Source organism: Streptomyces sp. NPDC059957, assembly GCF_042730015.1.
GTDB lineage: Bacteria > Actinomycetota > Actinomycetes > Streptomycetales > Streptomycetaceae > Streptomyces.
Map to the genome: position 1 here is coordinate 1 of NZ_JBHWMB010000091.1, position 21,092 is coordinate 21,092.

Below are 21,092 nucleotides of genomic sequence, written 5' to 3' on the forward strand. Positions count from 1 at the left end.
AGGCGGCGAACGCGTTCGCCCCGAGCCCGTAGAGCAGGCTGGTGTCGCAGGTCAGTCCCTGGGAGGCGGCCACCGTCATCGCGTAGCCGAGCGAGATGGCGCCGGCGGTGATGTCCTCGGGCTTCATCCACGCGGACTCGGGCCGCCATCCGGCATCGGCGGTGCGGTCCTTGGCCCGCCACTCGATCCGCACCCGGTGGTCGGCGTCGATGTCGGTGATGACGGCCCGGTACCCGTTGATGACGTCGGGGCCCTCGCCGCGGCGGGAGCGGTAGTCGTTGATCCGGACGCGGACGACGTCGTTCTCGGCGAGGGTCAGCTCCCCGCCCCCGGGCATCGCGTAGGTGTGGGCGGTCCCGAGTTCGCCGGCGGCCCGCCGGATCTGCTGGGCGCCGCCGTTGAGGAGGTCGACGTCGGCGTTGCGGGCGGCGAGGACCACCAGCTGCTCCAGCATGTCGAGCTCGTCGGGCCAGCGCCCACGGAGCTCGTCCCACGCGGTGAGCATCTCCTCGCGGGCCTCCTCGGCGGTCTCCACCGCGTGGACGCGTCCGCCGGCGGCGAGCATCGCGAGCGCCTGGGCGTGGTCGCCGGTCCGCCAGACGTCCAGGGCCTGGCGCTCGGCCTCGTCCTGCTGGCGCCGGTTCTCGGTGAGGGTCAGCCCGCCGACCAGGCGGTGGATCTCGGCGAACGCGCCGCCGGCGCCGATGGCCTGGAGCTGCTTGGGGTCGCCGATCGCGATCAGCTGGGTCCCGGTGCGCGCGGCCTCGGTCAGCAGCCTGGCCATGGAGCGGTCGTCCGTCATGACGGCCTCGTCCAGGACCAGGGTGTCGATGCCGGTCAGGCCGGTGCCGGTCTCGATCTGCTGGAGCCAGGACGCGACGGTCTTGGAGGGGATCGCGGAGGCGTCCTGCAGCCCCTGGGCGCCGACGGCGGAAAGGCAGGCTCCGGCGTATGTGGTGCCGGTGGCGTCCCAGGCGATCCTGCAGGCGTCCATGAGCGTGGACTTGCCCGCGCCCGCGGTGCCGATGACGGCCTCGACGCCGTTGCCCGCCGTCAGCAGCCGGGTCACGACCTCGCGTTGCTCGGCGGACAGCTCGAAGCCGGCCGCGACCTCGAAGATGCTCAGGGCTGCCTCGGCCTGCTCGCCGGTCAGGACCACACTGCGGTCGCCGAAGCGCGCCTTGGCCTGGGTGACGGCGACGTCCTCGGCATCCAGGACGTCCTGCGTGGTGTAGCGGTCGGTGGAGGACATGAGGGTGGAGCCGTGGTGCGGCAGGGCCACCGAGTAGCCCTCGACGCGCAGCACGTCGTCGACGAGCCGGTCCAGGTCGCGGATGTCGGCGCCGAGCCCGTGCGGCAGGGCGTTGGCGACTGCGGCCAGGAGCTGGGCCCGGTCGAAGTCCTTGCGCGAGCTCGTGAGGCCGGTCTCCGGGTCGAAGACGATCCGGGCGATGTCCGCCGGCGGCGGGATGCGCGGACCACCGCCGGGGCCGTCGATGCCGATGCCGCCGTCCGGTCCGGGCGGTCCCGGCGCGGCCGCGGCGAGCATCGCCTCGACGTCGACGCCCATCGACTCTGCCCGCTCCCGCCACGACTCCCGCATCTCGACCGCGCCGGTCGCGTGTTTGGCTCGCCGCGTGTCCGCCGAGGCCTTCGCCATCTCCTCCCGGCTCGCCCCCTCACCGGCCCTCTCGACGACCTTCTTCGCCCGCCGGGAGTACGCGTCGCGGACCTCGGCGGGCACCCCGGTGACCTCCCAGGCGCCGGTCCGCTCGTTCTGTTCGCGCCGTACGCCGAACTTCTCGTAGGTGAGGGCGCGGAGCCGGGCCTTGAAGTACCCGTCGATGGCGGAGGCGTGCCGGTGCATGTCCCGGCCGCTGGCCGCGATTGAGCGCCACTGCCCGTCCTCGCACAGTCCGAGGTTGGCGATGGAGATGTGCAGGTGCAGGTGCGGGTCCCCGGGGGTGCCGTCGCCGATCGGGCGTGCGCTGCGGTGCTCGGTGGACCAGGCCAGCAGTCCCCCGGTCGCCAGCCGGACGAGGTCGCCGTCCTCGCCGCCGACCGCGTAGCCGATCCACTTCTCGTACAGCGCGATGGCGTCGCGGCTGGCCTCGTGGACCAGCTCCCGGTACGCGCGCTCGGCGTCGTCGGGGAGGAGTCCGGCGAGCACGCTGTCGCTCTTGGGGATGTCCAGGACGAGGTCGAAGCCGCGGGTGCGGGTGTCGACCCGGTCGTCCTGGTGCTCGCGCGCCTTCACCAGCTCCGCCTCGGTGAAGATGTCGGCGAGGTCGAGGCCGGCGGACACGGCGAGCTTGTGGAGGCTGGCGACCTGGAGCCGGTGGCCCTCCCCGAACCGGTGGACCATCCGCTGCTGCTGCGCCAGGAGCTTCTGCTTGTACGGCTTGCCCGCGAGGAGCTCGGCGGGCTCGACACCCTTCTCGGCGGCCGCGGCCTCGATGGCGGCGGTCACGCGCGCGACCGTCAGCTTCGACTCCGGGTGGGCCCGCGAGGAGTTCCTCGACTTGAAGAGCCGGGCGCCCGTCGCGGGGTGGCATCCGTTCATCAGCCGACGCGCGGATTCCTTCCCGGCCTCGTCCAGAACCTGGCCTGCGGAGAGCCCCACGGCGTCCAGGCCGGAGCCCATCCACACCAGCGGGGTCTCCCCCTCTTGTTGCGTACGGTAGTCGACCACCTTGTCGATGCCCTCGACCAGTTCGGTCTGCTCCTCGACCAGCAGGTCGCAGCCGGCTCGCTCCTTCAGCCGATACTCGACCTGCTCGTCCGTCGCAATCTTCGTCAGCCACGCCAACCGGAACGCCCCCTCGCAGTTATGCCGTTCACCCGGCAGCGCCGGAGCTAACCCAACGGGTTAACTCCCTTTGTCCATCCTCTGTTTTTGATCTTGATCTCACCGGCGGTAGATCACCGGAGTAGATCCACGGTATGGGCGGATCCCCGGTTGACCAAACAGCGTCCCGTCACGCGGGAAATCGTGGGTGATCCGACGCTGAACGGCCGGAATGTTCCCTCGGGGAACGGTCCGCCTGTTCCGTGGCGGAACACCCAACCGGGCCAGTCCTGGAGGGTGGACGGCCACCCTGCTGCGCCGACGATGATCACACTCCGTGGTCTTGGACCTCGGCCACAGAAGGTGCGCCCAGGCGATGCCGGCGGCCGGAGTCCGGCCCGCGGTGCAGTACTCCGCACCACTCCCGGTCTCAGCCACTGTGCCCGCCTTGACCGCCAGGAGAGCGGCGCCGGCTCCGCCCTCGGCCCTCGCCACGGCTGCCGCTCCGGCGCCCCAGAGCCTGTTCCGAATCGGAACAGGCTCTGGGGCGGGACCGACACGATCCGCCCGCGCGGTGGCCCCACCCGTACGCTCGAACGCGAAGAGACCCCCGGCACTCCCTGCCGGGGGTCTCTTCGCGGGTGGGGTCCGGTCAGTGGAACCAGACCAGGACGGCGACTCGGACTTCGCGGATCTCGCGGATGACGGCGTACTCGAAGAGGACGTGCTCGCCCTCGACCTGGAGGGAGTAGCGGACCCCGAGGTCGTCCATCGGGTCGCCGGGCGGCTCCCGGTCGGTGTCGACCGCGCCGCCCACTTCGAGGGCCAGCGCGGTCAGGAAGTGCACCACCTTCTTCGCGAGATCCGGCGGCATGTCGAGCATGACCTCCACCGGGATCTCCTCGGTGAAGACGGTCCAGCCCCGCCTCGGCGGCTGCTGCTGCTCGCTCACCGGCCGCTGCCGTCGAGCCGGGCGGCGAGGTCGTCGACGGCGACCAGGCGGCGGCCCGCGGCGGCGTTGGCGCGGCTGGTCTCGGCGCCGGGGGCGCGGTCGAGCATGGCCGTCTTCCACCAGCGGCGCATCACCGCGGGGACGTCGCCCTCCTGCGCGGCGAGGACCTCGGCAAAGAACGCGAGCCGCTTGGCGCTGCTGAGCGCGTCGCCGATCGCGTTGATCGTGTGGGGGACGGCGGGTACCCGGCTGTCCACGGGGTGCTCGGGCTGGGCAGTCACGGGGGCCTCCTTCGGTTCGATGGGTCGAGTGTCCTACGCCAGCGGCCTGCCCGGCACCTGTGGCTGCCGGGCCGCCGGCGGCCGGGTCGTGCTCAGTCCTTGTAGGCGATCGGGCCGAGGCCCTGGTGCGCACGGTCCAGCGCTCCGTGGAGGGTCTGGGCCGCGCCGGCCGCGACGGTCAGCCCGTCGTGGACGGCCTGGAGGTCGTCGGCGAGGGTGCCCTTGTCGCTGCGCAGGTGCTCGCCGGCCTCCAGGTTCTTCATGAACACGGCGATCTGCTCGATCGCCTGCGGGAGGCGGGCCGCCATCTCCGAAAGGGCGGCGACCGTGCTGTAGGCGTCTCCGGGGTACTGGAACCCGTCCCGGGGCGAGCGGGTCAGGTGGTTCAGGGCTCGGATCGCCTCCGAGGCGGTGTCGGCAGCGGCGGGCGCGGTCTTCTCGGTCATGGGTTCGGGTCCTTCCCCGGTACGGGCCGGGGCCGCCACCTGGCGGCCCCGGGATTCATCTTGGTGGGTCGGTGTGACAGGGCGGACCGGTTCAGCGGGAGTGGAGCCCCGGCGGGAGTAGCGGCCGCTCGATGTCGCGGTGCTCGATGACGGCCTCGTGTCCGGTCATGGTCAGCAGCTCGTGGGTCCGGCGGGCCAGACCGACGCTGCGGTGCCGGCCGCCGACGCAGCCGAAGGCGATCGTGAAGTCGGCGGCGCCGCTGACGTTCATGATGGCGGTGGCCGCGGTCGCCGCGTTGAAGGCCCAGAGTTCGGCGCCCGGGGTGGCCAGCAGGTGGTCATAGACCGGCTGGTCCAGGCCCGTCATGTTCTTCAGCTCCGGGTCGTGGAACGGGTTTCGCAGGCTGGCCCTGACGTCGAACGTGAACTCGGCGGTGGGCGGCTCTCCGTGGCCGTAGCCGAAGCTGATGATGCGGATCACGCGGATTGTCTCCTTCGGGTGTGGAGTGGTGCGGGGCGGATGCCAGGTCAGGCGGTTTCGGTGCGCCAGGTCCAGGACTCACCGTCGGCGGCGGCACGGCCGGCGGAGTTGGCCAGGAGCATCGCGGCTTCGGCCAGCTTCTTGGAACGCAGGAAGTGGTGGCGGGCGATCCGTCGAAGCTGTCCGGCGTACCGTCCGGCGTCGGCCGCCGGGATGGTGTGCTCGGCGCCGACCTCGGTGAGCTGCTGTGCGGCGAGCAGCTTCACGAGGGGCTCGCGCTCGTCAGCCGGGAGACAGCCGCGGGCGTAGTCGGCAAGGGAGTTCAGCACCGTGGTGAGGTGCCGGTCCTCTCCGAAGAAGTCGGCCCCGTGGGAAGTGGCGGTGAAGGTGGCCATTGCGATCCCTCCGTACTGACCTCGCGGTCAGCTCTCCTCGAAGCGCTTGACGGCGCAGGGCGGGCAGAGCGGCATCTGGCGGTGGTCGGTCTCCTCCGGGTAGAGCGCGGTGGAGAACGGGTCGGGCATGACCTCGACGTCGTCGTGGTGCTGTCCGCACTCCTCACAAGGCGGGATGAGCTCGCCGAGGATGTCCAGCGCCCGGCCGATGCGTTCGCCGGCGGAGCTGAGCACGTACGACTCGGCCTCGTCGAGCTGGCCGGTGATGTCGTCGATCCGGTCGTCGTCAACGTCCGTGATGGACTGGGAGATGGTGCCGATGACCCGGCTGACAGCGGCAAGGATTCCGTCGTCCTCGGCGCGGACGTTGTAGATGGCGCGCAGGGCTGCGGCGTGCGGGGCCGGGTCGGCGGTCCGGCAGGCGGCGTCCTGGAGGCGGTCGAGGCCGATACGGATGATGGCGACGGCGGCCTGCAGCTCCTGGTCGAGCGTCAGCTTCGGGGTCCGGTCCATGGGTTCCTCCGTGGTTTCTGGCTCAGCGGCCGATGAGCAGGAAGGCGATGACGGGGACGGCGAGCACGGCGAGCAGGACGAGGAGGAAGTCCCTGAGTTCCTGGGGCATGGCGGGTTCTCCGATCGGGGCTGGTGGGTCAGAGGGCGGCGATCAGCAGGGCGGCGACGAACAGGAACAGGTGGTGGAAGGACTGGTCGAGGGCGTACGCACCGGTGCCCAGGTGTGCGGCCGGGGTGCCCTTCGCAGTGACGGGGCCGGCCGGGTGGGCGCCGGTGCCGAGCGCGGCGAACTCCGCCTGGCCGAGCGCCTTGGCGAGGCGGGCGAGGGTGGACCGGCGGTCCGCCCACCAGTGGCTCGCGGCGTCGATGCCGAGCCCGGCCACCAGGCCGAGCGCGGTCACCGGCAGGTCCAGTACCACCACGGCCAGGGCGAGCAGGACGCCCTTGGTGAGGGTCAGGGTGAGGACGTGACGGGCATCGGCGATCCGGCCCCGCCAGCCCGGGAGGCCCTTCTCGGCGGCCTGGTGCGAGGTCTGGACCCAGTGGTCGCCAACGGAGTGAGCGACGTACAGCGCGGCGAAGACGGCGGCGAAGGTGGCGGCGTCGGTCATGGTCGGCTCCTGGTGTCGAGGGCGCGGACGGTACCGGAGCGGAAATGCCAGCTCTTCCGCGTGCGTTTTCGCTGGCATTTCCGCTTGCGATAACTAAATAATGCAGACTTCGAGTCTGCATGTCTAGGGGTTCGCAGACTCCGAGTCTGCGTAGCGGGATACCCGCTGGTCACGGCTCCAGATTCGCCCGGACTGGGCGGGCCGTCTGCCCTCCGGGTGCGCTGCGGGCGTGATCCGGGTCTCAGGTCGAGAGGCTGGGGCGGGCTCCGTCGACCGTGTCGCCCTGGTCCTCGTCCTCGTCGGGCGCCTGGAGGCCGGTCACCTGGTCCAGGGCCCGCCACATCGCGCGGTGGGCGGCCGGGCCGTAGTGCGGGGCGATGACCGCGAGGTGGATGGCGCCCGCGAGTTCGCGGCGGGCCTCGGGGTGCAGGACGGCGTACTGGGCGCTCAGGTCGACGGCGCCGAGCCTGGCGCCGAACGCGGTGTACGGGTCGCCGTCGACGTGGGTGACGACGAACGGCTCGTCGCGGTGGTCCGCGCCCCGGTCGTCGACGACGACGATGAGCGCGAGCTCGGCCGCGGCGTCCAGGAGCCGGCGGTAGAGGGACAGGTCGGTGAGGTAGCCCTCGACGGCGGCGTGCTGGGTCCACCAACGGCCGTCGTAGCCGATGCCGGCGGTGCCGGGCTGGGAGCAGGTGGTCAGGTAGCCGTGCCGGTTCAGCGCGGCGAGGGAGTCGAGGAGTTCGGCGCTCTCCTCGTCCGGGCCGCAGTTGGGCAGGTAGGCGGGCTGGGAGGCGAGGGTGCCCTCCAGCCACTGGGCGGTCAGCTCGCCGAGGTCTGCGAGGGTCCGGGCCGACTTCCAGGTCCGCCGGTCGGCTCGGCTCATCCAGGGAAGCCTCATGATCAGCCCTTCACAATCATGCTGTCGGGGCAGCGGCCGCCCATGTGGGAGACGCAGGCCGGGCAGTCCTCGCGCGGCTTGAGGTGCTTGTGCTGCTCTCGGCTGTCGTAGGCATGCAGCCAGCACTGCCTGCACTGGCCCTTCGGCGGGTTCAACGCCTTCGTGGTCGCCATCGTGTTCTCCCTGTCGGGTGGTTCGTCTGGTGGCGCTCGCGGGGTTCGTGCGTGTTCAGCGCTTGCCGCCCTTGACGTTGGTCCGGGCGAACAGCGCCTTCGTGCTCGTCGTGGTGGTCGTGGTGGTGTTCGTCTGGCGGACCGGGCCGGTGTAGTGGTGGTGGTGTTCGGCCGGGAGCGAGGCCGCGGCCCCGCCGGCGGCCTTCAGGAGGGAGCCGACCGCGAGGACCAGGGCGACGGGCCCGGCGGCTCCGATGGCGAGGGTGACGGGGCTGACCGTGCCGATGACGTAGAGGACCAGCGAGGTCGCGCCGCCCACGGACAGCGCGGCGACGCTGCCGGAGAGCATCAGCGCGCTGATGTCCGTGGCCTTCTGCGACATGGGCGGGCGTCCGGGCTGGGCGACCGGCTCGGCCACTCCGTAGGCGGGGACCGGGGAGTCGTCGCGGTAGTAGGCCTCGGCGATGAGCTGGCGGGCCCGGTTATCGGCCTCGGAGTCGGTGAGCGGGGTGCCGGGGGTCCTGTCCTCGGTGTTCACGGTCTGCCCTCTCAGGTCGGTACCGGTCCCCGGGCTGTGGCCCGGGGACCGGGGGATCAGGTGGTCTTGCGGTACGGCTTGGTGCGCTTCAGGACGTGGTCACGGGAGAAGCCGGTGGCCTCGGCGGCGTCACGCTGGAGGGCGTCGCCCTGGTCCAGCTCGGCGGCGATGGCCTCCCACATCGCCTCGTCGGCGGTGGCCTTGGCCTTCTCGGCCTCCTCGTGCGCCTGGTCGCGGACCTTCTTCAGTTCGGTGATGCGCGCCTTGGCGGCGGTGCGGGTGTCCTCGTCGGGGCGGGGCATTGCTGGCTCCGTTTCGGTGTCGGGGATGATGTGGCTTCCCCCGCTGCCCTTGCGGAGCGGGACGGGGCCCGTGGCGGCCGGCGGACCTTGGCCGGGATGGCGGCCGCCACGGGGCGTCCCTACTTCCTCGCGGGGATCGCGGGGTGGGGGATGGTGTGCTCGGCGGCAGTGGCCACCGCCTGGAGGACGTCCCGGGTGGAGTCGGCGGCGTCGCCCAGGTCCTGGGTGAGCCTGCCGTATCCCAGCTGCTGGGCGCGGGCCTTGAGCGCGGTGAGGTAGTGCCAGGTGTCGTGCAGCTCGTCGTGGAGGGTGATCAGGCCGGGCTGGAAGCCGAAGCTGTCGGTCAGCTTGTCCGCGCCCCGGGTGTGGGCGGTGGCCCGGTCCGCGAGGGTTCCGAAGGAGTTCTCGGCGATGACCTCCCGGACCTCCTCGGCGGACTCGTACGCCCAGGCCCACCCGAACAGGCCGTTGATGAAGGTCAGGAAGCGGTTGGGCTTCTTCACTGCTGTCTCCCCTGCTTGCGTTTGTGCTGGCGGGATTGCTTGCGGATAGGGAAGGGGCCCGGGGCGGTCGGCGGATTCCTGGCCGGGATGGCGGCCGCCCCGGGGCGAAGTCAGCGGCGGCGGCGCGGGCCGGAGTCGCCGCTGCGGCGCTGGGGGATGCTGACCCGGCCGGACATCGAGTCGGCCCGGACGTCGAGGTCGTCGGCCAGCGCGGTCTCCGTCGCGGTGACGGTGACCGACCCGGACATCGACTTGGCCCGGACGTCGCCGCCGGCGGTCGCGTGGATCCGGATCGACCCGGACATGGTGTCGGCCTTGACCGTCCCTCCGAAGTCGGTGATCGCGATGGAACCCGACATCGTCTTCGCCGTGACCACGTCCGTGCGGCCGAGCTTGATGCTCCCCGACTGCGTCTTGGCTTCGATGTGCGCGGCCTGCTCGACGAACACGCTGCCCGACTGTGTCTTCGCCTCGACCCGGGAGACGTGCCCGGCCCGGACGCTGCCGGACTGGGTCTTGCCCGACACGTTGAGCAGGGCGCCGACCGCCTCGATCGTGGCGGAGGTCGTGTAGCCCTCGACGGAGCTCCCTTCGGGGACCACTGCGGTGATCTCGATCGGGGAGGTTCCCTGGATGACCGTGGAGCCATTGCCGCTGACCCGGACGCCGTTGATGATGACGTCGCCGCCTACGTTGCCGCTGACGAAGTTGCCGTTACCGGTGATCGTCATCCCGGTCACCGATCCGTGGACGGTGCCGAACGTCTGGATCACCGACGCTCCTCCGCCCATGACGATCGTGGTGCCGCTGTCCCCTCCGCTGCCCTGGACCAGGGCCGTGAGCCGGGTCCCAGACTGCCGGAGCCCCGCGGCCTTGACCGCGTCGGCGGCGGCGCCGGTCTCGTCGGCCGTGCGGATGGTCAGGGTGGCCCGGGTGCAGCTGGCCTCGGCGCGGACGGTGACCAGGCCACCGTGCCCGAGGAGCGTGGCGTCGATCAGGACGGGGCCGGTGGTCTCTGAGGTAAGCGTGCGGGTGGTCACAGGGCTTCTCCTTCAACAGGTTGGCTTGCGTTTTCGCTGGCGTTTCCGCTTGCGATAACTCAATGATGCAGAGTCTGAGTCTGCATGTCTAGGGGTTCGCAGACTCTCAGTCTGCATTTCTGTGTCTGTGCTGGTCAGGGCTCTGGATTCGCGTCCCCTCCGGGGTCTGCGGGTACCTCGGCGGCGCTCTCCCGGAGGGGGTGGGGGTTAGCGGACGGGCGCGTTCGCGCCCGGCACCCCCGGGTGCGGGCCCCTTGCGGGCCGCGCGTTCACCGTCACCGGCCGCTCGGCCGCTGGGCGGCCTCCCGTCCGGCGCCGGGCGCGGCCCGCGGCCTTCCGCTCCTCACCCGCACCCCGGTGGTGATCCGGGGCGAAGTGAGCGCTGCGGGCCCCACTCGCTCCGGGCAACCCAAGGGCGGGCGAGGGCTGTGCGGGGCGGGCCGCCGCGGCCGGGTCAGACCCGTATGTTGCTGGCCGCGCCGGCGGCGGTGTCGAGGAGCTGGTGGAGCATCGGGCCGACGGGGGTCTCGGCTAGCAGCAGCCCGAGCAGCATGCACGGCAGCGCCATGTACCAGGGCAGGCCGGCCTTCCAGACGAGTCCGCCGACGACCAGGACCAGGACGACGAGGGTGGAGACGGTGATCACGGGGTTCTCCTCAGCGGCCGGTGCGGTGGCAGACACCGCACGGGATCTTGACGTCGGCGTTCTTGCCGGTGGGGGAGTGGAGCCGGGTGGCGAGGGTGACCATGCCGCCGCGGCAGCCCTTGACCGTGCAGCGCTTGGCCTTCGGCATCTTCGTGGGGCCGGCGCCCTGGGTCTGCAGCTGCCAGGCCGTGGTGAGCACGGCGGCCGCCGTGGCGTTCTTCGCGTTCTTCGCCGCGCCCTTCGCGGCCGTCGCGGCGTCGCTGGCCGTGTCTTTGACGGCGCTCTTCGCGGTGGCCTTGGCCTCGGCCACCTTCGCCTTCGCCGTCGCCTTCTTCCCGCCCCACCAGCGGCGGATGTCCTTCTCGACCTCGTCGCGCAGGGCCTCCGCGGCGACGACCAGGTCGTCGGCCACGAGGGTCGGCCGTAGCTCGCCGGTCATGACGACCTCGCGCCACTCGGCGGTGAACAGGTCCCGGTCTTCGGCCTTCTGGCGGCCGGTCCGCGCGGCGAGCACCGCGTCGACCAGGCCGTTGGTGACCGTCGCCGAGTCGTCGCCGCGCCCGCAGGATCCGCAGGTGATCCAGGCGGGCCAGACCTCTCGCGGGCCGTGCTTGTAGACGTGGAGGCCAAGCGCGTTGCCGCAGTGCCCGCACTCCAGCGGGACCTCGTCGACGTACGCGATGCCGTGCAGCTCAAGGTCGGGGGAGTTGTCGAACATCGTCGCCTCCTCAGCGGGTCGCGGTCGGGGTGGTGCTGACGGTCGGGCCGGGCGCCGGCCCGGGCGCGGGCTGGGCGTCCCCGCCCCCGCCACCGGCGAGGTAGAAGCCGACCGCGAGGCCGAGCAGCGCGTAGACCCCGGCCTTGTTCTTCGCCCACCAGGTCGGCGGGTCGGGCTCGCTCACCACGTACTTGACGCCCATCGGGGGTCGTCCTCCGTCTGTCGTGTCTGTCACGGTTTGGGGGAGGCGGCCGACCCGGATCGAGCCCGGACGGGTCGGCGTCTGTGCAGGTCAGAGCTTTGGGGGTCCTGGACGGCGGGGGCCTCGACCCGGACGTCCCACGTCCGGGTCTCGGGCCCCGCGTCCAGGTCGGCCCCCCTCGAATCCGGGGGCAATCCAGGACATACCGGGTTGCTGTCCGGGTCGGATCCGGGTCTGTGCGGCCTGGATCAGGCCGTCAGGCCGTACTTCTCCTTCGCCACGCGGGTGACGGCGTCGAAGGTGTAGCCGGAGACCTGGCTGGTGCTGCCGGGCCAGTTCCGCTTCTTCTTCTCCTCGCTGGTGCGGGCCACCAAGGCGCCGAGCTTCTCGGCGGTGATGGTCAGGCCGGCGGCCGTGAGCGCGTCGATCAGCACCGAGCCGGGGAGCCAGTCGAGCGTGGTGTTCTCGACCTCCTCGGCGCCCTTGCCCTCGGCCTCGGCCTGCGCCTGGGCCGCCTTCTCGTACGCGTCGAAGGTGTCGGCGAGGACCGCCAGGATCTCCGCGTCCGGCTCGCCCTTCTCGCGCAGCAGGGTGCCGAAGCTCTTCTCGCCCTCGGGCAGGGTTCCGGCCTTGGCCCGCAGGTCGTAGGCGCGGCTGAGGAGTTCGGTGACCTGGTCGTCGTCGTAGTAGTCGGCGCGGACCATCACGGGGTTCTGGCCCTCGGCCCAGAGGAACCCGGCGCCCCGCATTTCGGACTCGACGGTCTTGGCGCTGTAGCCGGCCGCGGCCGCGCCCTTGCCGAGGATCGTGTCGGAGGCCTCGGGGGTGGTGCAGCGCAGCGCCCACCGGATCGAGAGCAGGTCGCGCAGCGAGGTGTCGACCACGTCGCTGCCGGGCTTTTGCGTCGCGCAGAAAGTCACGATTCCGGCCGCGCGACCTCGGGATACGAGGTTGCGGAGCGCCTTCGTGATCTTCTTTCCCCACTCCTCGTCGGTCGTGTAGAACATCAGCTCATCGACCCAGAGCAGTTTCTGACGGAGCAGCGGGTACTTGTCGGCGAGGGCTTCGGTGACCTTTCGCTTTCCGAGCTTCTTCAGCAGCGCGTACCGGGCCTTCATGTCCGCGAGCGCGGCCTGGAGCATCGTGTAGAACGCCTCCGGATCGGCGTCGCCCTCGTACTCCTCGCACAGGTCCTTGAAGGGGTCGAGGTCGCCACCGCCCTTGCCGTCCGCCAACCACAAGATCACGCGCGGGTCGAGCGCGGCCGCGAGCAGGATCGTGTTGCCCGACGCCGACTTACCGGCGCCCGGCTCGCCGCCGATCAGGCCGGAGCGTTCGACGACCGAGATGGAGATGGCCAGTCCGCGCACGTCGGGGCCGATCGAGATCCGGCCCCAGAAGTTCGCTGCGGCCTCCAGCGCCATCAGCGGTCCGGCGCCGGCCTTCTCCGTGAACGGCATGTCCTTCGTGACGTACAGCTCGATCCGCCCGGCCCGCTTCCCCTTCGAGAGCGTGACCTGCGCGGCCTCGACCCCGAACGCGGACGCGATCTCCTCCTGGGCGCGCAGCGCGCGCTTCGCGGGGATGCCCGGCGGCAGGTCGACGATCGCCGACCAGGCCCCGCGGGTGTCGAGCATCGGCATCTGCACGACCCGCAGCGTCTCCTCGGCGCCGATCACCTTGGCGGCCTGGAAGACGGAGTCGAGCATCGGCGCGGACATGGTGTCGCCGTCGCCGAGCGACCTCCAGTCCTGCGACCAGTCGGTCTCGGTCTCCAGCTTGTGCCGCCCCGCGAACGCCCCGCCCCCAAACGTGGCCAGGGCCGCGGCGCTCAGGCCCAGGAGTCCGGTGGTCGCGTAGCCGGTGACCAGCGCGGTGACCGGCGGGCCGTAGACGACTCCGGCTCGCATCGTGCGGGCCTTGCGCCGGTAGGACCTCGCCTTCTTGTGCGCGGCCACGGCCTGCGTCGCGACCGTCTGGGCGCGGTCCATGGCCTGGAGCGCCGCCTCCTTCTTCTTCCGCATGATGGCCGGGGTCCAGCGGGCCGCGCGGGCCGCCGCACGGGCGTCCTTCGTGGCGATGACGGCCTGGTGGGCGGTGGCCTCGGTCTGGATGCCTTCGAAGCCGACCACCCAGTCGTGCATCCGGACCCGGCCCCGGCCGAACTGCGCGGCGTGGCCGTTGACCGTGGCCTGGCGGCGCACCCAGCGGCGGAACGCACGCTGCGAGGCCCGGTAGCGCTGGCCGCTGTACGCCGCCCAGCCCTCGGCCGAGTGCATCCAGGCCGGGATCAGCGGGCGCTCGGGGTCGAACGCGTCGAGGTCGACCGGCATCTTCATGACCTCGGCGGCCGCGACCTCGTCGGTGCCGAGGTGCTCGGCGAGGATCCGGCGGGCCTCCGCGATCTGCTGCTCCGCCGTGGGCGCGACGGTGTGGCCAACCAAAACGGGGGAGGGCCCGGAGGTGCTGCCCGCCGTGGCCGGCCGGGCGGTGGGGAGGTAGGTCACCGTCGCGACGGTGGGGTCCGGTACGGGTGTGCTCGGGATGTGGGACATCCTGGTCCTTCTCCTTCGGGAGGGAAGCGGGGCCCGGCGGCGACTGTGGAAGGGAGGCGCCGGGCCCCGCGGTTTTCCGGGGGCAGTGCGGTGCGGGGGCGGGTCAGCCGACGAGGTGGAGCTTGCGCTCGGCGACGACCCGGTCGCGGAGCTTCACCGCGTCCTCGCGGCGGATCTTGAGGCGGCTGGCGAGCGCGGCGGCCGAGATCTGCCGGCCCTCGGCGACCAGCTCGGTGGCCACCTTGTGGGCCTCGGGCAGGAGCTGTTCCAGCTCCTCGTCCGTGCGGCCCTTCACGGTGTTCCCGCTTGCGGAATCGCTGGCGTTCTTGCGGGGTTTCTCGTCGGCCTTGTCGATGGCGAACGACCCAATTCCCGCTTGGGCTGTAGCGCCCTCAGGGGCCTGCTGGAGAGGCTGCGCCGAACCGCTCCGGCCGAGCGCGAACCGGCGGCCCACAAGGCCCTCAGACAGCGGGCTGTAGAGGCTGGCGAGCATCCCCGCCCGGACGATCTCGGGGTGCACTCCCTCGGCGAGCTTGAAGGCGGCGCCGAGCGCGACCTTCGCGTCGGTGGCCTTCGCGTACAGCTCCGGCGAGAGGCCCGGCTCGGCCCCCCGGTGGATCCGCCACGCGGCGGCGAACGCCTCCTCCTCGTCGATCGACCCGTACGGCAGCGCGGACAGCAGCCGGTCGGCTTCCTTCGCGATGTCCTTGTGGTCCTTGCGGCGCTTGGCGAGGTGGTCGCGGCGGGCCTTCTCCGCACGGCGCTCCGCCCGCGTCTTGCCGTGCGAGCCGTGGGTCTTCATGTCCCACAGGTAGATCGCGAACAGGCTGCTCGCGGCGAAGACGACGGCGACCCACTGCGCGTTCGGGAGCTTCTCCGCCCAGTGCCAGTAGTTCACCCCGGCCGCGACCACGGCCGTGCACCAGGTCCCGATGCGGTACTTGCCCGCCGGCCTTCCGGCGTCCTCGGCCGCCGCACCCATGAAGGTGATCGCCCAGGCCCCGCCCTCCAGCATCGCCGCGAGCAGCGCGGCCAGGAGGACGTGCACCCCGGTGTCGCCGAGCGCGCCGACCTGGGAGATGACAGCCGGGATGACCGAGGAGGCCATCACGAACGCCACGAACACGGTGACCGGGTTGGCGTTCAGCCAGCGGGCGACCCGGCCGAGCTTGGCCATCCGGGCCGCGCGGGCTCGGGCCTTCTCGTCCTGGCGGCGCCGGGCCTCGGCCTGGTCGGCGCGGCGCTTGGTCTCGGCGTCCTTGCGGGCCTGCTCGCCCTTGCGCTCCTTCTCCAGCCGCTCGTCCTCGGCGAGCTGGCGCTTGTAGGCCAGCTTGGCCTCCAGCTCCAGGCGCCGGTCCTCACGGTCGTCGGCGCGCTCGGCGGCCTGGTCGGCGCGGCGGTCGTCGCGGTAGCTCATCGGGGGCCTCCAGCGGCGGGGGTTGCGATCCCGGCCAGCAGCTGTGCCAGCTCGGTGCGGAGTCGGGGGGAGATCGGGTCGAGGCGGAAGCGCCGGGCGAGGGAGTCCCCGCCGGCGGCCGTCGCGCGGGCCGCGAACTCGGTGATGAGGCTGACGAGGGCGACGGTCCCGGCGATCACGCCGAGCACCATCCCCAGCACGGTCAGGATGAACAGGACGATGTGGCGCAGGGCCTGCTTCATGCCGCCACCCCCGCCGGGGACTGGGAGCGGACCAGGGTCAGGACGGGCCGGACCGGGCGCGGGGCGCGGGCGGCGGTGACGGCCTCGGCCGCGTCCGGCGTGCCGACCTCGGTGAGGATCTCGTACGAGTCGAAGTCGGCGCCGGTCCACTCGGCGTAGGTGTCGGTCTCGTCCTCGAAGCCGAGGACGTCGTCGGCGAGCTCCAGCTCGGCAGCCACGGCGGCGACCGACACGGCGGGCTTCCGAGTGCGCAGCTCGCGGGGCATCCGGCGGAGCAGTCCGGCGTAGTACGCGGCGTCCTCGCGGTCCGTGTCGGTCTCGACCCGGAAGTCGGCGAGGAAGGACGCCAGGGCGTCCCGACTGGCGAGTCCGCCGGCCATCAGGTCGTGCTCGACGTCCAGCGGCTCGACGTCGAAGCCGATCGCGGCCTCGAAGTACTCGGCCTGGGTAACGATGCGCTGACCAGCAACGATGATGTTCATGTGGGGTCGTGCTCCTCTCGTGGAACGGCCTCCATGAGCGGTCCCTGCACGGACCGCTGTGGCCCCGGCCGCCGATTTCGGCAGCCGGGGCCACACCCGTATTCGGGCATGACTGTGACCCGGATATCGAGTGCGCACCGGGTCCTTCACCGCCTCCAGATTGAACTAGTTCTGGTGGCGACGAGAACGATTAAGGCAGGCCCTCGCGCCGGTGTCAATAGAACTAGTTCTGCGAGTCGAACTGAACTAGTTCTGAGGTTTCGCGCGACGCGCTGGAGAGGTATGGTCGTTCCAGCTAGGCATTCAGAACTAGTTCTGCGAAACTGATCCTGCACACCCAAGAGAGGAAGGCCAGTAGTGGAGGACACCAAGATCCCGAAGGTTCAGCGGCTAGCCGCTGAGCTGCGGGAACAGATCCTGGGGGGAGAGATTCCGCCCGGAGCGGCACTGCCCAAGATCCGCGATCTCCAGGCCCAGTGGGGTGTCGCCTTCCAGACGGTGCGCGACGTCTACGCCGTGCTGGAGAACGAAGGCCTCATCGTGTCCCGCAAGGGCAAGGGCACCTTCGTCAGCCCCATCCTTGGGAAGATCCTCCGCAACGGCACTGGGCGGTACATGAAGGCGGCCCGCGAAGAGGCCGGCGCCCGTGGAGCCTTCGCTGGCGAGATCGCGCGACTGGGCATGACGCCCAGTGCCACCACCGTGATCACCCGCGAGCGGCCCCCCTCCCGGATCGCGCAGATCCTGGGGATGCACCACTCCTCCAAGGCCGTCGCCCGCGCCCGCACGATGCTGGCCGATGACACCGTGGTCCAGGTGGCAACCTCCTGGTTCCCCGGCGACATCGCGTTCGGCACCCAGCTCGAAGAGCAGGACACCGGAGACGGCGGGAGCAAGTCCCGCCTGGTCGAGGCCGGGCACGCCCAGGTCCGGATCCGGGAGTCCATCGACGTCAGGCCCCCGACCAAGGAAGAGGCCCAGGCCCTCGGGATTCCTTCCAGCCGGGACGTCTACGAGATCACCCATGTCGGCATCACCGCCGAGGACCGGGCCGTCGAGGTCTGCGTCCACGTCATGCCCGTCACCCTGTGGTCGCTCAGCTACGAGTGGCCCATCGACCAGCCCGAAGCGTGAAAGGAACCACGTTGAGCACCAACACCCCGATCGTCCGTGACGCGACCGAGCGCTACCTCAAGGCCCGCCGCGAGGCCGACGACAGCCGCGGCGCCTTCCAGACGGAAATCGAGCGCCTCGGCGGGGAGCCCCGGGTCGAGACCCAGGTCCGACGCTCCGCCGCACCCTCCGACGTCGCCGCCATCCTCGACATCGCGGCCACCGAAGAGACCGTCGTCCGGGCCCGCCACATGTACGACGGCGCCAAGCTCGTGCAGCTGGCCGACTCCTTCATCCCCCTGGATGTCGCAGAGGCTGCTGGCATCGAAAACCCCGACCCCGGCCTCGGCGGAATCATCAGCCGGATGGCCGAGGCAGGGTTCGAGCAGACAGAGGTGATCGAGGAAGTCACCCCGTACTCCGCCACCCCCGTCGAAGCCGAAGCCTTCGGCATCGAGGTGGGTACTGCCCTCGTTCAGATCACCCACATCGGGTACACCGCCGGCGGCCGAGCCGTCGAGGTCTGCGTCCACAAGCCGGGTCCCGGTTGGGTCCTCCGCTACAGCGCTCCTCTGGCCTAGAACAGAGGCGGCCCGCAGTCCCTCGGACTGCGGGCCGCGCCCAGAACTTTTCAGAGGTCTTAGAACACAAACCGGGGTCTAACCGCCTACATCGCCCACGCGGCCCAACGCGCTCCGTGATCGCGAGGCAACATGGACCCCAGAAACACCGAAGGCGCCCTGGCCGGGGCGCCTGTGGTGTAACGCAAGGCCGGGACCACTATCCCGGCGAAGTTCGAGCGAATAGAGGTCGCTCTGTGAAGAGAGTACGAGACGCTTCCCGCCTGGCGCTACAGGACGGGGGCGGCAAGACGGGTGGTACCCGGGCACTCCGGGCGAAATTGCTGGCAAGTGCTTCCCGCTACGCGGGAAGCGGCATGTACGTCCATCCCGTGCTGGTCGGCGGCAAGGAGCCTCGCTGGCACTCCTGGGAGGACCGCGCCACGCGCGACCCTCAGGTGATCGAGGACACGTGGGGCCGAGCCCCGTTCAACATCGGCATCGCCTGTGGTCCCTCCAAGCTCGTCGTCGTCGACCTCGACATCCCGCACGACGGTGATGTCCCCCCGGCAGAGTTCTCCTCGGTGACCGACGGCTTCTCCATGTTCACCGCGCTCGCTCACCGTGCCGGTGCCGAAGTCCCCCAGACCATGACCGTGCGGACGCCCAGCGGTGGCCGCCACCTGCTCTTCCGTGCTCCCGACTCCGAGGTCCGCAACACGGCTCGGTCTCTCGGCTGGTGCATCGACACCCGCGCGGCCGGCGGGTACGTCGTGGGCATCGGCTCCGTCATCGGCGGAGTCCCCTACACCCTGGAAGGCAGCATCACCGCCCCTGCAGACCTGCCGGAATGGCTGCTGACCCTCATCACCTCCTCTCCTGAGCCAGCCAAAAGCGGACGGGCGCCGCGCCGGGAGGAGGTTGTCGCCCGACTGCACGCACTCACCCGGCAGGGCACCCGCGAACAGCGGTGGGCCGCCGGGATCCTGCGCTCCGAGTGCGATGAGCTGGCCGCGCTGAAGCAGGCCGTGGGCAGCCGCAACGCCCGGCTGAACCTGGCCGCCTTCCGTACGGGCCAGCTGGTCGCCGCCGGCCTGCTCGACCAGACCGAGGCCGAGGACCAGCTGACCGCGGCCGCGCTGGAGGCCGGGCTGAACGACAAGTCCCCGTACGAGGTGGAGAAGACGCTGCGCTCCGGTATGACCGCCGGCCTTTCGCGGCCTCGCCTGATGGACGACCGGGCAGTGCGTCGTCTCGGCGGTGCCGCGTGAGCGTTCCCGCAGCACGTGAAGCAGCTACCGACGAAGACCTCTGGAGCGGCTTCGATGTCCCGACAACGGCCGAGCGGCCCGCGCCTCGACGACCGCGCCCTGTACGGCGCATCGAGCACCGCGGGCAGCTGCGGATGGCCGAGCGCTTCATCACGGAGCACCACGAGAAGCTGAGGTTCGTCCACGGCCTGGGCTGGCACGAGTGGGACGCTGCACGCTGGCTCCTGGACGAACAGCGCGTCGACATGGCGTACGCGGTGGCCACCGTGAAGACCGCGTTGCTCGCGCTCTCCGACATGGAGGGCGACGAACGGGACGACCTGTACAAGGACGCCCGCAAGTCCGAGTCCGCCTCGGGTCTGGAGGGGTTGTTGAAGATCGCCTCCTCGCTCCCTCCGATCAGCACGGCCTCGAAGGCGCTGGATGCCGACCCGTACAAGTTCAACACCCCCGCGGGCACGGTTCACCTGACCGAAGGCACCATCGAGCCCTGCTCGCGCGCCGACCTGATCACCAAGGTCGCCGGTGCCGCGCTGCCCGACGAGGAAGACGGCGAGCCCGCCGGCGCCCAGGAGTGGGAGGACTTCCTCGCGCGCATCCTGCCTGACCCAGAGGTCCGGGCCTTCGTCCAGCGGGTGTTCGGTTACGCAATGCTCGGGAAGGTCACCGAGCACGTGATGCCGATCTTCACTGGCACTGGCGCCAACGGCAAGGGAACCCTGCGCGATGCCCTGATGGCCGCGTTCGGCGACTACGCAATCGAGGTCGACCCGGCGATCCTCATGGAGTCCAAGCACGAGCGGCATGGCGCCTTCAAGATGCGCCTACGAGGCGCACGGCTGACCTTCTGCTCCGAGACGGAGAAGGGAAAGCGGTTCGCAGAGGCGACGATGAAGCGACTGGTCGGTGGTGACCCGATCGAGGCGAACCTCATGCACAAGAACCCGATCACCTTCGACCCCTCCCACACGCTCATCATGCTGACCAACCACCTGCCGCTGGTCTCGGGCGACGACCCGGCCGTCTGGCGGCGCATCCTGGTGGTCCCGTTCGACGTCGTGATCCCAGAGGAGGAGCGCGACGGTGGGCTGCCGGAACGCCTGAAGAAGGCCGCGCCGGCCGTCCTGGATTGGGCGTACGCAGGCTGGCACGACTACATGGAGAAGGGCCTCGCCCCGCCCGAGATCGTTCGCATCAAGACCCAGGAGTACAAGGCGTCCAGTGACGTTCTCGGCCGCTTCATGGACGAGCGAGTCATTGCCTCCCCTCACGCTGTCGTACTGGCCCGCGAGCTGTTCAACGCCTGGACCGGCTGGTGCCACGGAAGTGGTGAGCAGTCGAGCAGCGAAGTCGAGTTCTCGAAGAGCCTGGCGGCTCGCGGATTCGCCACCAAGCGAACGGCTGCAGGCAAGGTATACGTGGGGCTGATGGTCGCCGGAGACGACTCCTCCGAGGACTCCTAAGCCGCCCTGCAGAACGACAGCACAGCCCCCGCCGGAACCACCGGCGGGGGCTGTCGTCGTGTAGGGGCCAAAACGCTCTGACCTGCAATAGTGCTGGGTTGTGATGGGTTTCCCGATAACCTTCCATGCACGTATACATGGAGAGTTTCGGAAAACCCATACGAACCCAGCACTAGATGCCTGAAGCAACCACTGCTGTGGCACCCGGCAACGGCGCGACGCTTTGACCGGAGCCCGCCCGCTTTTGGGTTGCTCTTGGTGGGCGTAGAGCTGCAGCGCTCAGCATGTCTGTGGTTTCGACGAGGTGCGGGTGAGGTGGGGTACGGACGGCGCCCGCGCCCGGTGCCGGTCGGGAGGCCGCCCGCGGCCGAGTGACCGGCACCGGTGAACGCGCGGGCGCCATGGACGGAGAGCCGGGTCTGTCGGGCGCGGACGCGTCCGTCCGCTGTACCCCTCCCTGTTCGGAGAGGGCCGGGAAGCCCTTCGCGGCCCCTACGGC

Annotated in this window: 25 protein-coding genes; 4 read left to right on the forward strand and 21 right to left on the reverse strand. The window is 70.8% G+C overall.

The window, feature by feature from the left end; translation table 11 throughout:
* The 21 genes from mobF to ACFWBW_RS36725 form a co-directional block, all read right to left on the reverse strand.
* The coding region (mobF, locus tag ACFWBW_RS36625) for a MobF family relaxase (protein ID WP_385382442.1) at window positions 1–2,809 on the reverse strand (2,809 nt) is incomplete at its 3' end.
* Between the two features lie 631 nt (window positions 2,810–3,440).
* Window positions 3,441–3,740, reverse strand: coding sequence for a hypothetical protein (locus ACFWBW_RS36630; RefSeq protein WP_385382445.1), 300 nt, complete (start codon window positions 3,738–3,740; stop codon window positions 3,441–3,443).
* On the reverse strand, window positions 3,737–4,021 hold the full coding sequence (locus tag ACFWBW_RS36635; protein ID WP_385382448.1) for a hypothetical protein: 285 nt from the start codon (window positions 4,019–4,021) through the stop codon (window positions 3,737–3,739). Before ACFWBW_RS36635 ends, ACFWBW_RS36630 begins: the two co-directional genes overlap by 4 nt.
* A 92-nt stretch (window positions 4,022–4,113) precedes the next feature.
* The gene (locus ACFWBW_RS36640) at window positions 4,114–4,467 is read right to left on the reverse strand and encodes a hypothetical protein (protein WP_385382450.1); all 354 of its coding nucleotides are present in this window, start codon (window positions 4,465–4,467) and stop codon (window positions 4,114–4,116) included.
* Window positions 4,468–4,558: 91 nt separating this feature from the next.
* Window positions 4,559–4,948, reverse strand: coding sequence for a hypothetical protein (locus ACFWBW_RS36645; protein WP_385382453.1), 390 nt, complete (start codon window positions 4,946–4,948; stop codon window positions 4,559–4,561).
* A gap of 47 nt (window positions 4,949–4,995) precedes the next feature.
* On the reverse strand, window positions 4,996–5,343 hold the full coding sequence (locus ACFWBW_RS36650) for a hypothetical protein (RefSeq protein WP_385382456.1): 348 nt from the start codon (window positions 5,341–5,343) through the stop codon (window positions 4,996–4,998).
* Between the two features lie 27 nt (window positions 5,344–5,370).
* On the reverse strand, window positions 5,371–5,856 hold the full coding sequence (locus ACFWBW_RS36655; protein WP_385382458.1) for a hypothetical protein: 486 nt from the start codon (window positions 5,854–5,856) through the stop codon (window positions 5,371–5,373).
* A 137-nt stretch (window positions 5,857–5,993) separates the two neighbouring features.
* Window positions 5,994–6,467: a transcriptional regulator gene (locus tag ACFWBW_RS36660; protein WP_385382461.1), complete on the reverse strand. Its 474-nt coding sequence runs from the start codon at window positions 6,465–6,467 to the stop codon at window positions 5,994–5,996.
* A 241-nt stretch (window positions 6,468–6,708) separates the two neighbouring features.
* On the reverse strand, window positions 6,709–7,353 hold the full coding sequence (locus ACFWBW_RS36665) for a DUF6919 domain-containing protein (RefSeq protein ID WP_385382464.1): 645 nt from the start codon (window positions 7,351–7,353) through the stop codon (window positions 6,709–6,711).
* A gap of 17 nt (window positions 7,354–7,370) precedes the next feature.
* Window positions 7,371–7,541 (reverse strand): pRL2-8, encoded by a 171-nt coding sequence (locus ACFWBW_RS36670; RefSeq protein WP_385382467.1) that lies wholly within the window; start codon window positions 7,539–7,541, stop codon window positions 7,371–7,373.
* A gap of 55 nt (window positions 7,542–7,596) precedes the next feature.
* Window positions 7,597–8,079, reverse strand: a complete 483-nt coding sequence (locus ACFWBW_RS36675) for a hypothetical protein (protein ID WP_385382470.1) — start codon at window positions 8,077–8,079, stop codon at window positions 7,597–7,599.
* A gap of 56 nt (window positions 8,080–8,135) precedes the next feature.
* Window positions 8,136–8,381, reverse strand: a complete 246-nt coding sequence (locus ACFWBW_RS36680; RefSeq protein WP_385382473.1) for a hypothetical protein — start codon at window positions 8,379–8,381, stop codon at window positions 8,136–8,138.
* 119 nt (window positions 8,382–8,500) lie between these two features.
* Window positions 8,501–8,884 (reverse strand): hypothetical protein, encoded by a 384-nt coding sequence (locus ACFWBW_RS36685; RefSeq protein WP_385382476.1) that lies wholly within the window; start codon window positions 8,882–8,884, stop codon window positions 8,501–8,503.
* A 110-nt stretch (window positions 8,885–8,994) separates the two neighbouring features.
* The gene (locus tag ACFWBW_RS36690) at window positions 8,995–9,924 is read right to left on the reverse strand and encodes a DUF4097 family beta strand repeat-containing protein (protein ID WP_385382479.1); all 930 of its coding nucleotides are present in this window, start codon (window positions 9,922–9,924) and stop codon (window positions 8,995–8,997) included.
* A 454-nt stretch (window positions 9,925–10,378) separates the two neighbouring features.
* The gene (locus ACFWBW_RS36695; protein ID WP_385382482.1) at window positions 10,379–10,570 is read right to left on the reverse strand and encodes a hypothetical protein; all 192 of its coding nucleotides are present in this window, start codon (window positions 10,568–10,570) and stop codon (window positions 10,379–10,381) included.
* A gap of 10 nt (window positions 10,571–10,580) precedes the next feature.
* Window positions 10,581–11,288, reverse strand: coding sequence for a hypothetical protein (locus ACFWBW_RS36700; protein ID WP_385382485.1), 708 nt, complete (start codon window positions 11,286–11,288; stop codon window positions 10,581–10,583).
* Window positions 11,289–11,298: 10 nt separating this feature from the next.
* Window positions 11,299–11,490: a hypothetical protein gene (locus ACFWBW_RS36705; RefSeq protein ID WP_385382487.1), complete on the reverse strand. Its 192-nt coding sequence runs from the start codon at window positions 11,488–11,490 to the stop codon at window positions 11,299–11,301.
* A 248-nt stretch (window positions 11,491–11,738) separates the two neighbouring features.
* Window positions 11,739–14,045 (reverse strand): FtsK/SpoIIIE domain-containing protein, encoded by a 2,307-nt coding sequence (locus tag ACFWBW_RS36710; protein WP_385382490.1) that lies wholly within the window; start codon window positions 14,043–14,045, stop codon window positions 11,739–11,741.
* 103 nt (window positions 14,046–14,148) lie between these two features.
* The gene (locus tag ACFWBW_RS36715; RefSeq protein ID WP_385382493.1) at window positions 14,149–15,462 is read right to left on the reverse strand and encodes a DUF2637 domain-containing protein; all 1,314 of its coding nucleotides are present in this window, start codon (window positions 15,460–15,462) and stop codon (window positions 14,149–14,151) included.
* Window positions 15,459–15,704: a hypothetical protein gene (locus tag ACFWBW_RS36720; protein WP_385382496.1), complete on the reverse strand. Its 246-nt coding sequence runs from the start codon at window positions 15,702–15,704 to the stop codon at window positions 15,459–15,461. Before ACFWBW_RS36720 ends, ACFWBW_RS36715 begins: the two co-directional genes overlap by 4 nt.
* Complete coding sequence (locus ACFWBW_RS36725; RefSeq protein WP_385382499.1) at window positions 15,701–16,186, reverse strand: hypothetical protein; 486 nt, start codon at window positions 16,184–16,186, stop codon at window positions 15,701–15,703. Before ACFWBW_RS36725 ends, ACFWBW_RS36720 begins: the two co-directional genes overlap by 4 nt.
* Window positions 16,187–16,543: 357 nt before the next feature.
* Here ACFWBW_RS36725 and ACFWBW_RS36730 point away from each other — a divergent pair, with 357 nt between their 5' ends.
* From ACFWBW_RS36730 to ACFWBW_RS36745, 4 genes are all read left to right on the forward strand, one after another.
* Window positions 16,544–17,320, forward strand: coding sequence for a GntR family transcriptional regulator (locus tag ACFWBW_RS36730; RefSeq protein ID WP_385382502.1), 777 nt, complete (start codon window positions 16,544–16,546; stop codon window positions 17,318–17,320).
* 11 nt (window positions 17,321–17,331) lie between these two features.
* The gene (locus ACFWBW_RS36735; RefSeq protein WP_385382504.1) at window positions 17,332–17,880 is read left to right on the forward strand and encodes a UTRA domain-containing protein; all 549 of its coding nucleotides are present in this window, start codon (window positions 17,332–17,334) and stop codon (window positions 17,878–17,880) included.
* Between the two features lie 236 nt (window positions 17,881–18,116).
* Window positions 18,117–19,130: a bifunctional DNA primase/polymerase gene (locus ACFWBW_RS36740; RefSeq protein WP_385382507.1), complete on the forward strand. Its 1,014-nt coding sequence runs from the start codon at window positions 18,117–18,119 to the stop codon at window positions 19,128–19,130.
* A 134-nt stretch (window positions 19,131–19,264) separates the two neighbouring features.
* Entirely contained in the window at window positions 19,265–20,593 is a 1,329-nt protein-coding gene (locus ACFWBW_RS36745; RefSeq protein ID WP_385382510.1) for a phage/plasmid primase, P4 family, read from the forward strand.
* The last annotated feature ends 499 nt before the right edge of the window (window positions 20,594–21,092 follow it).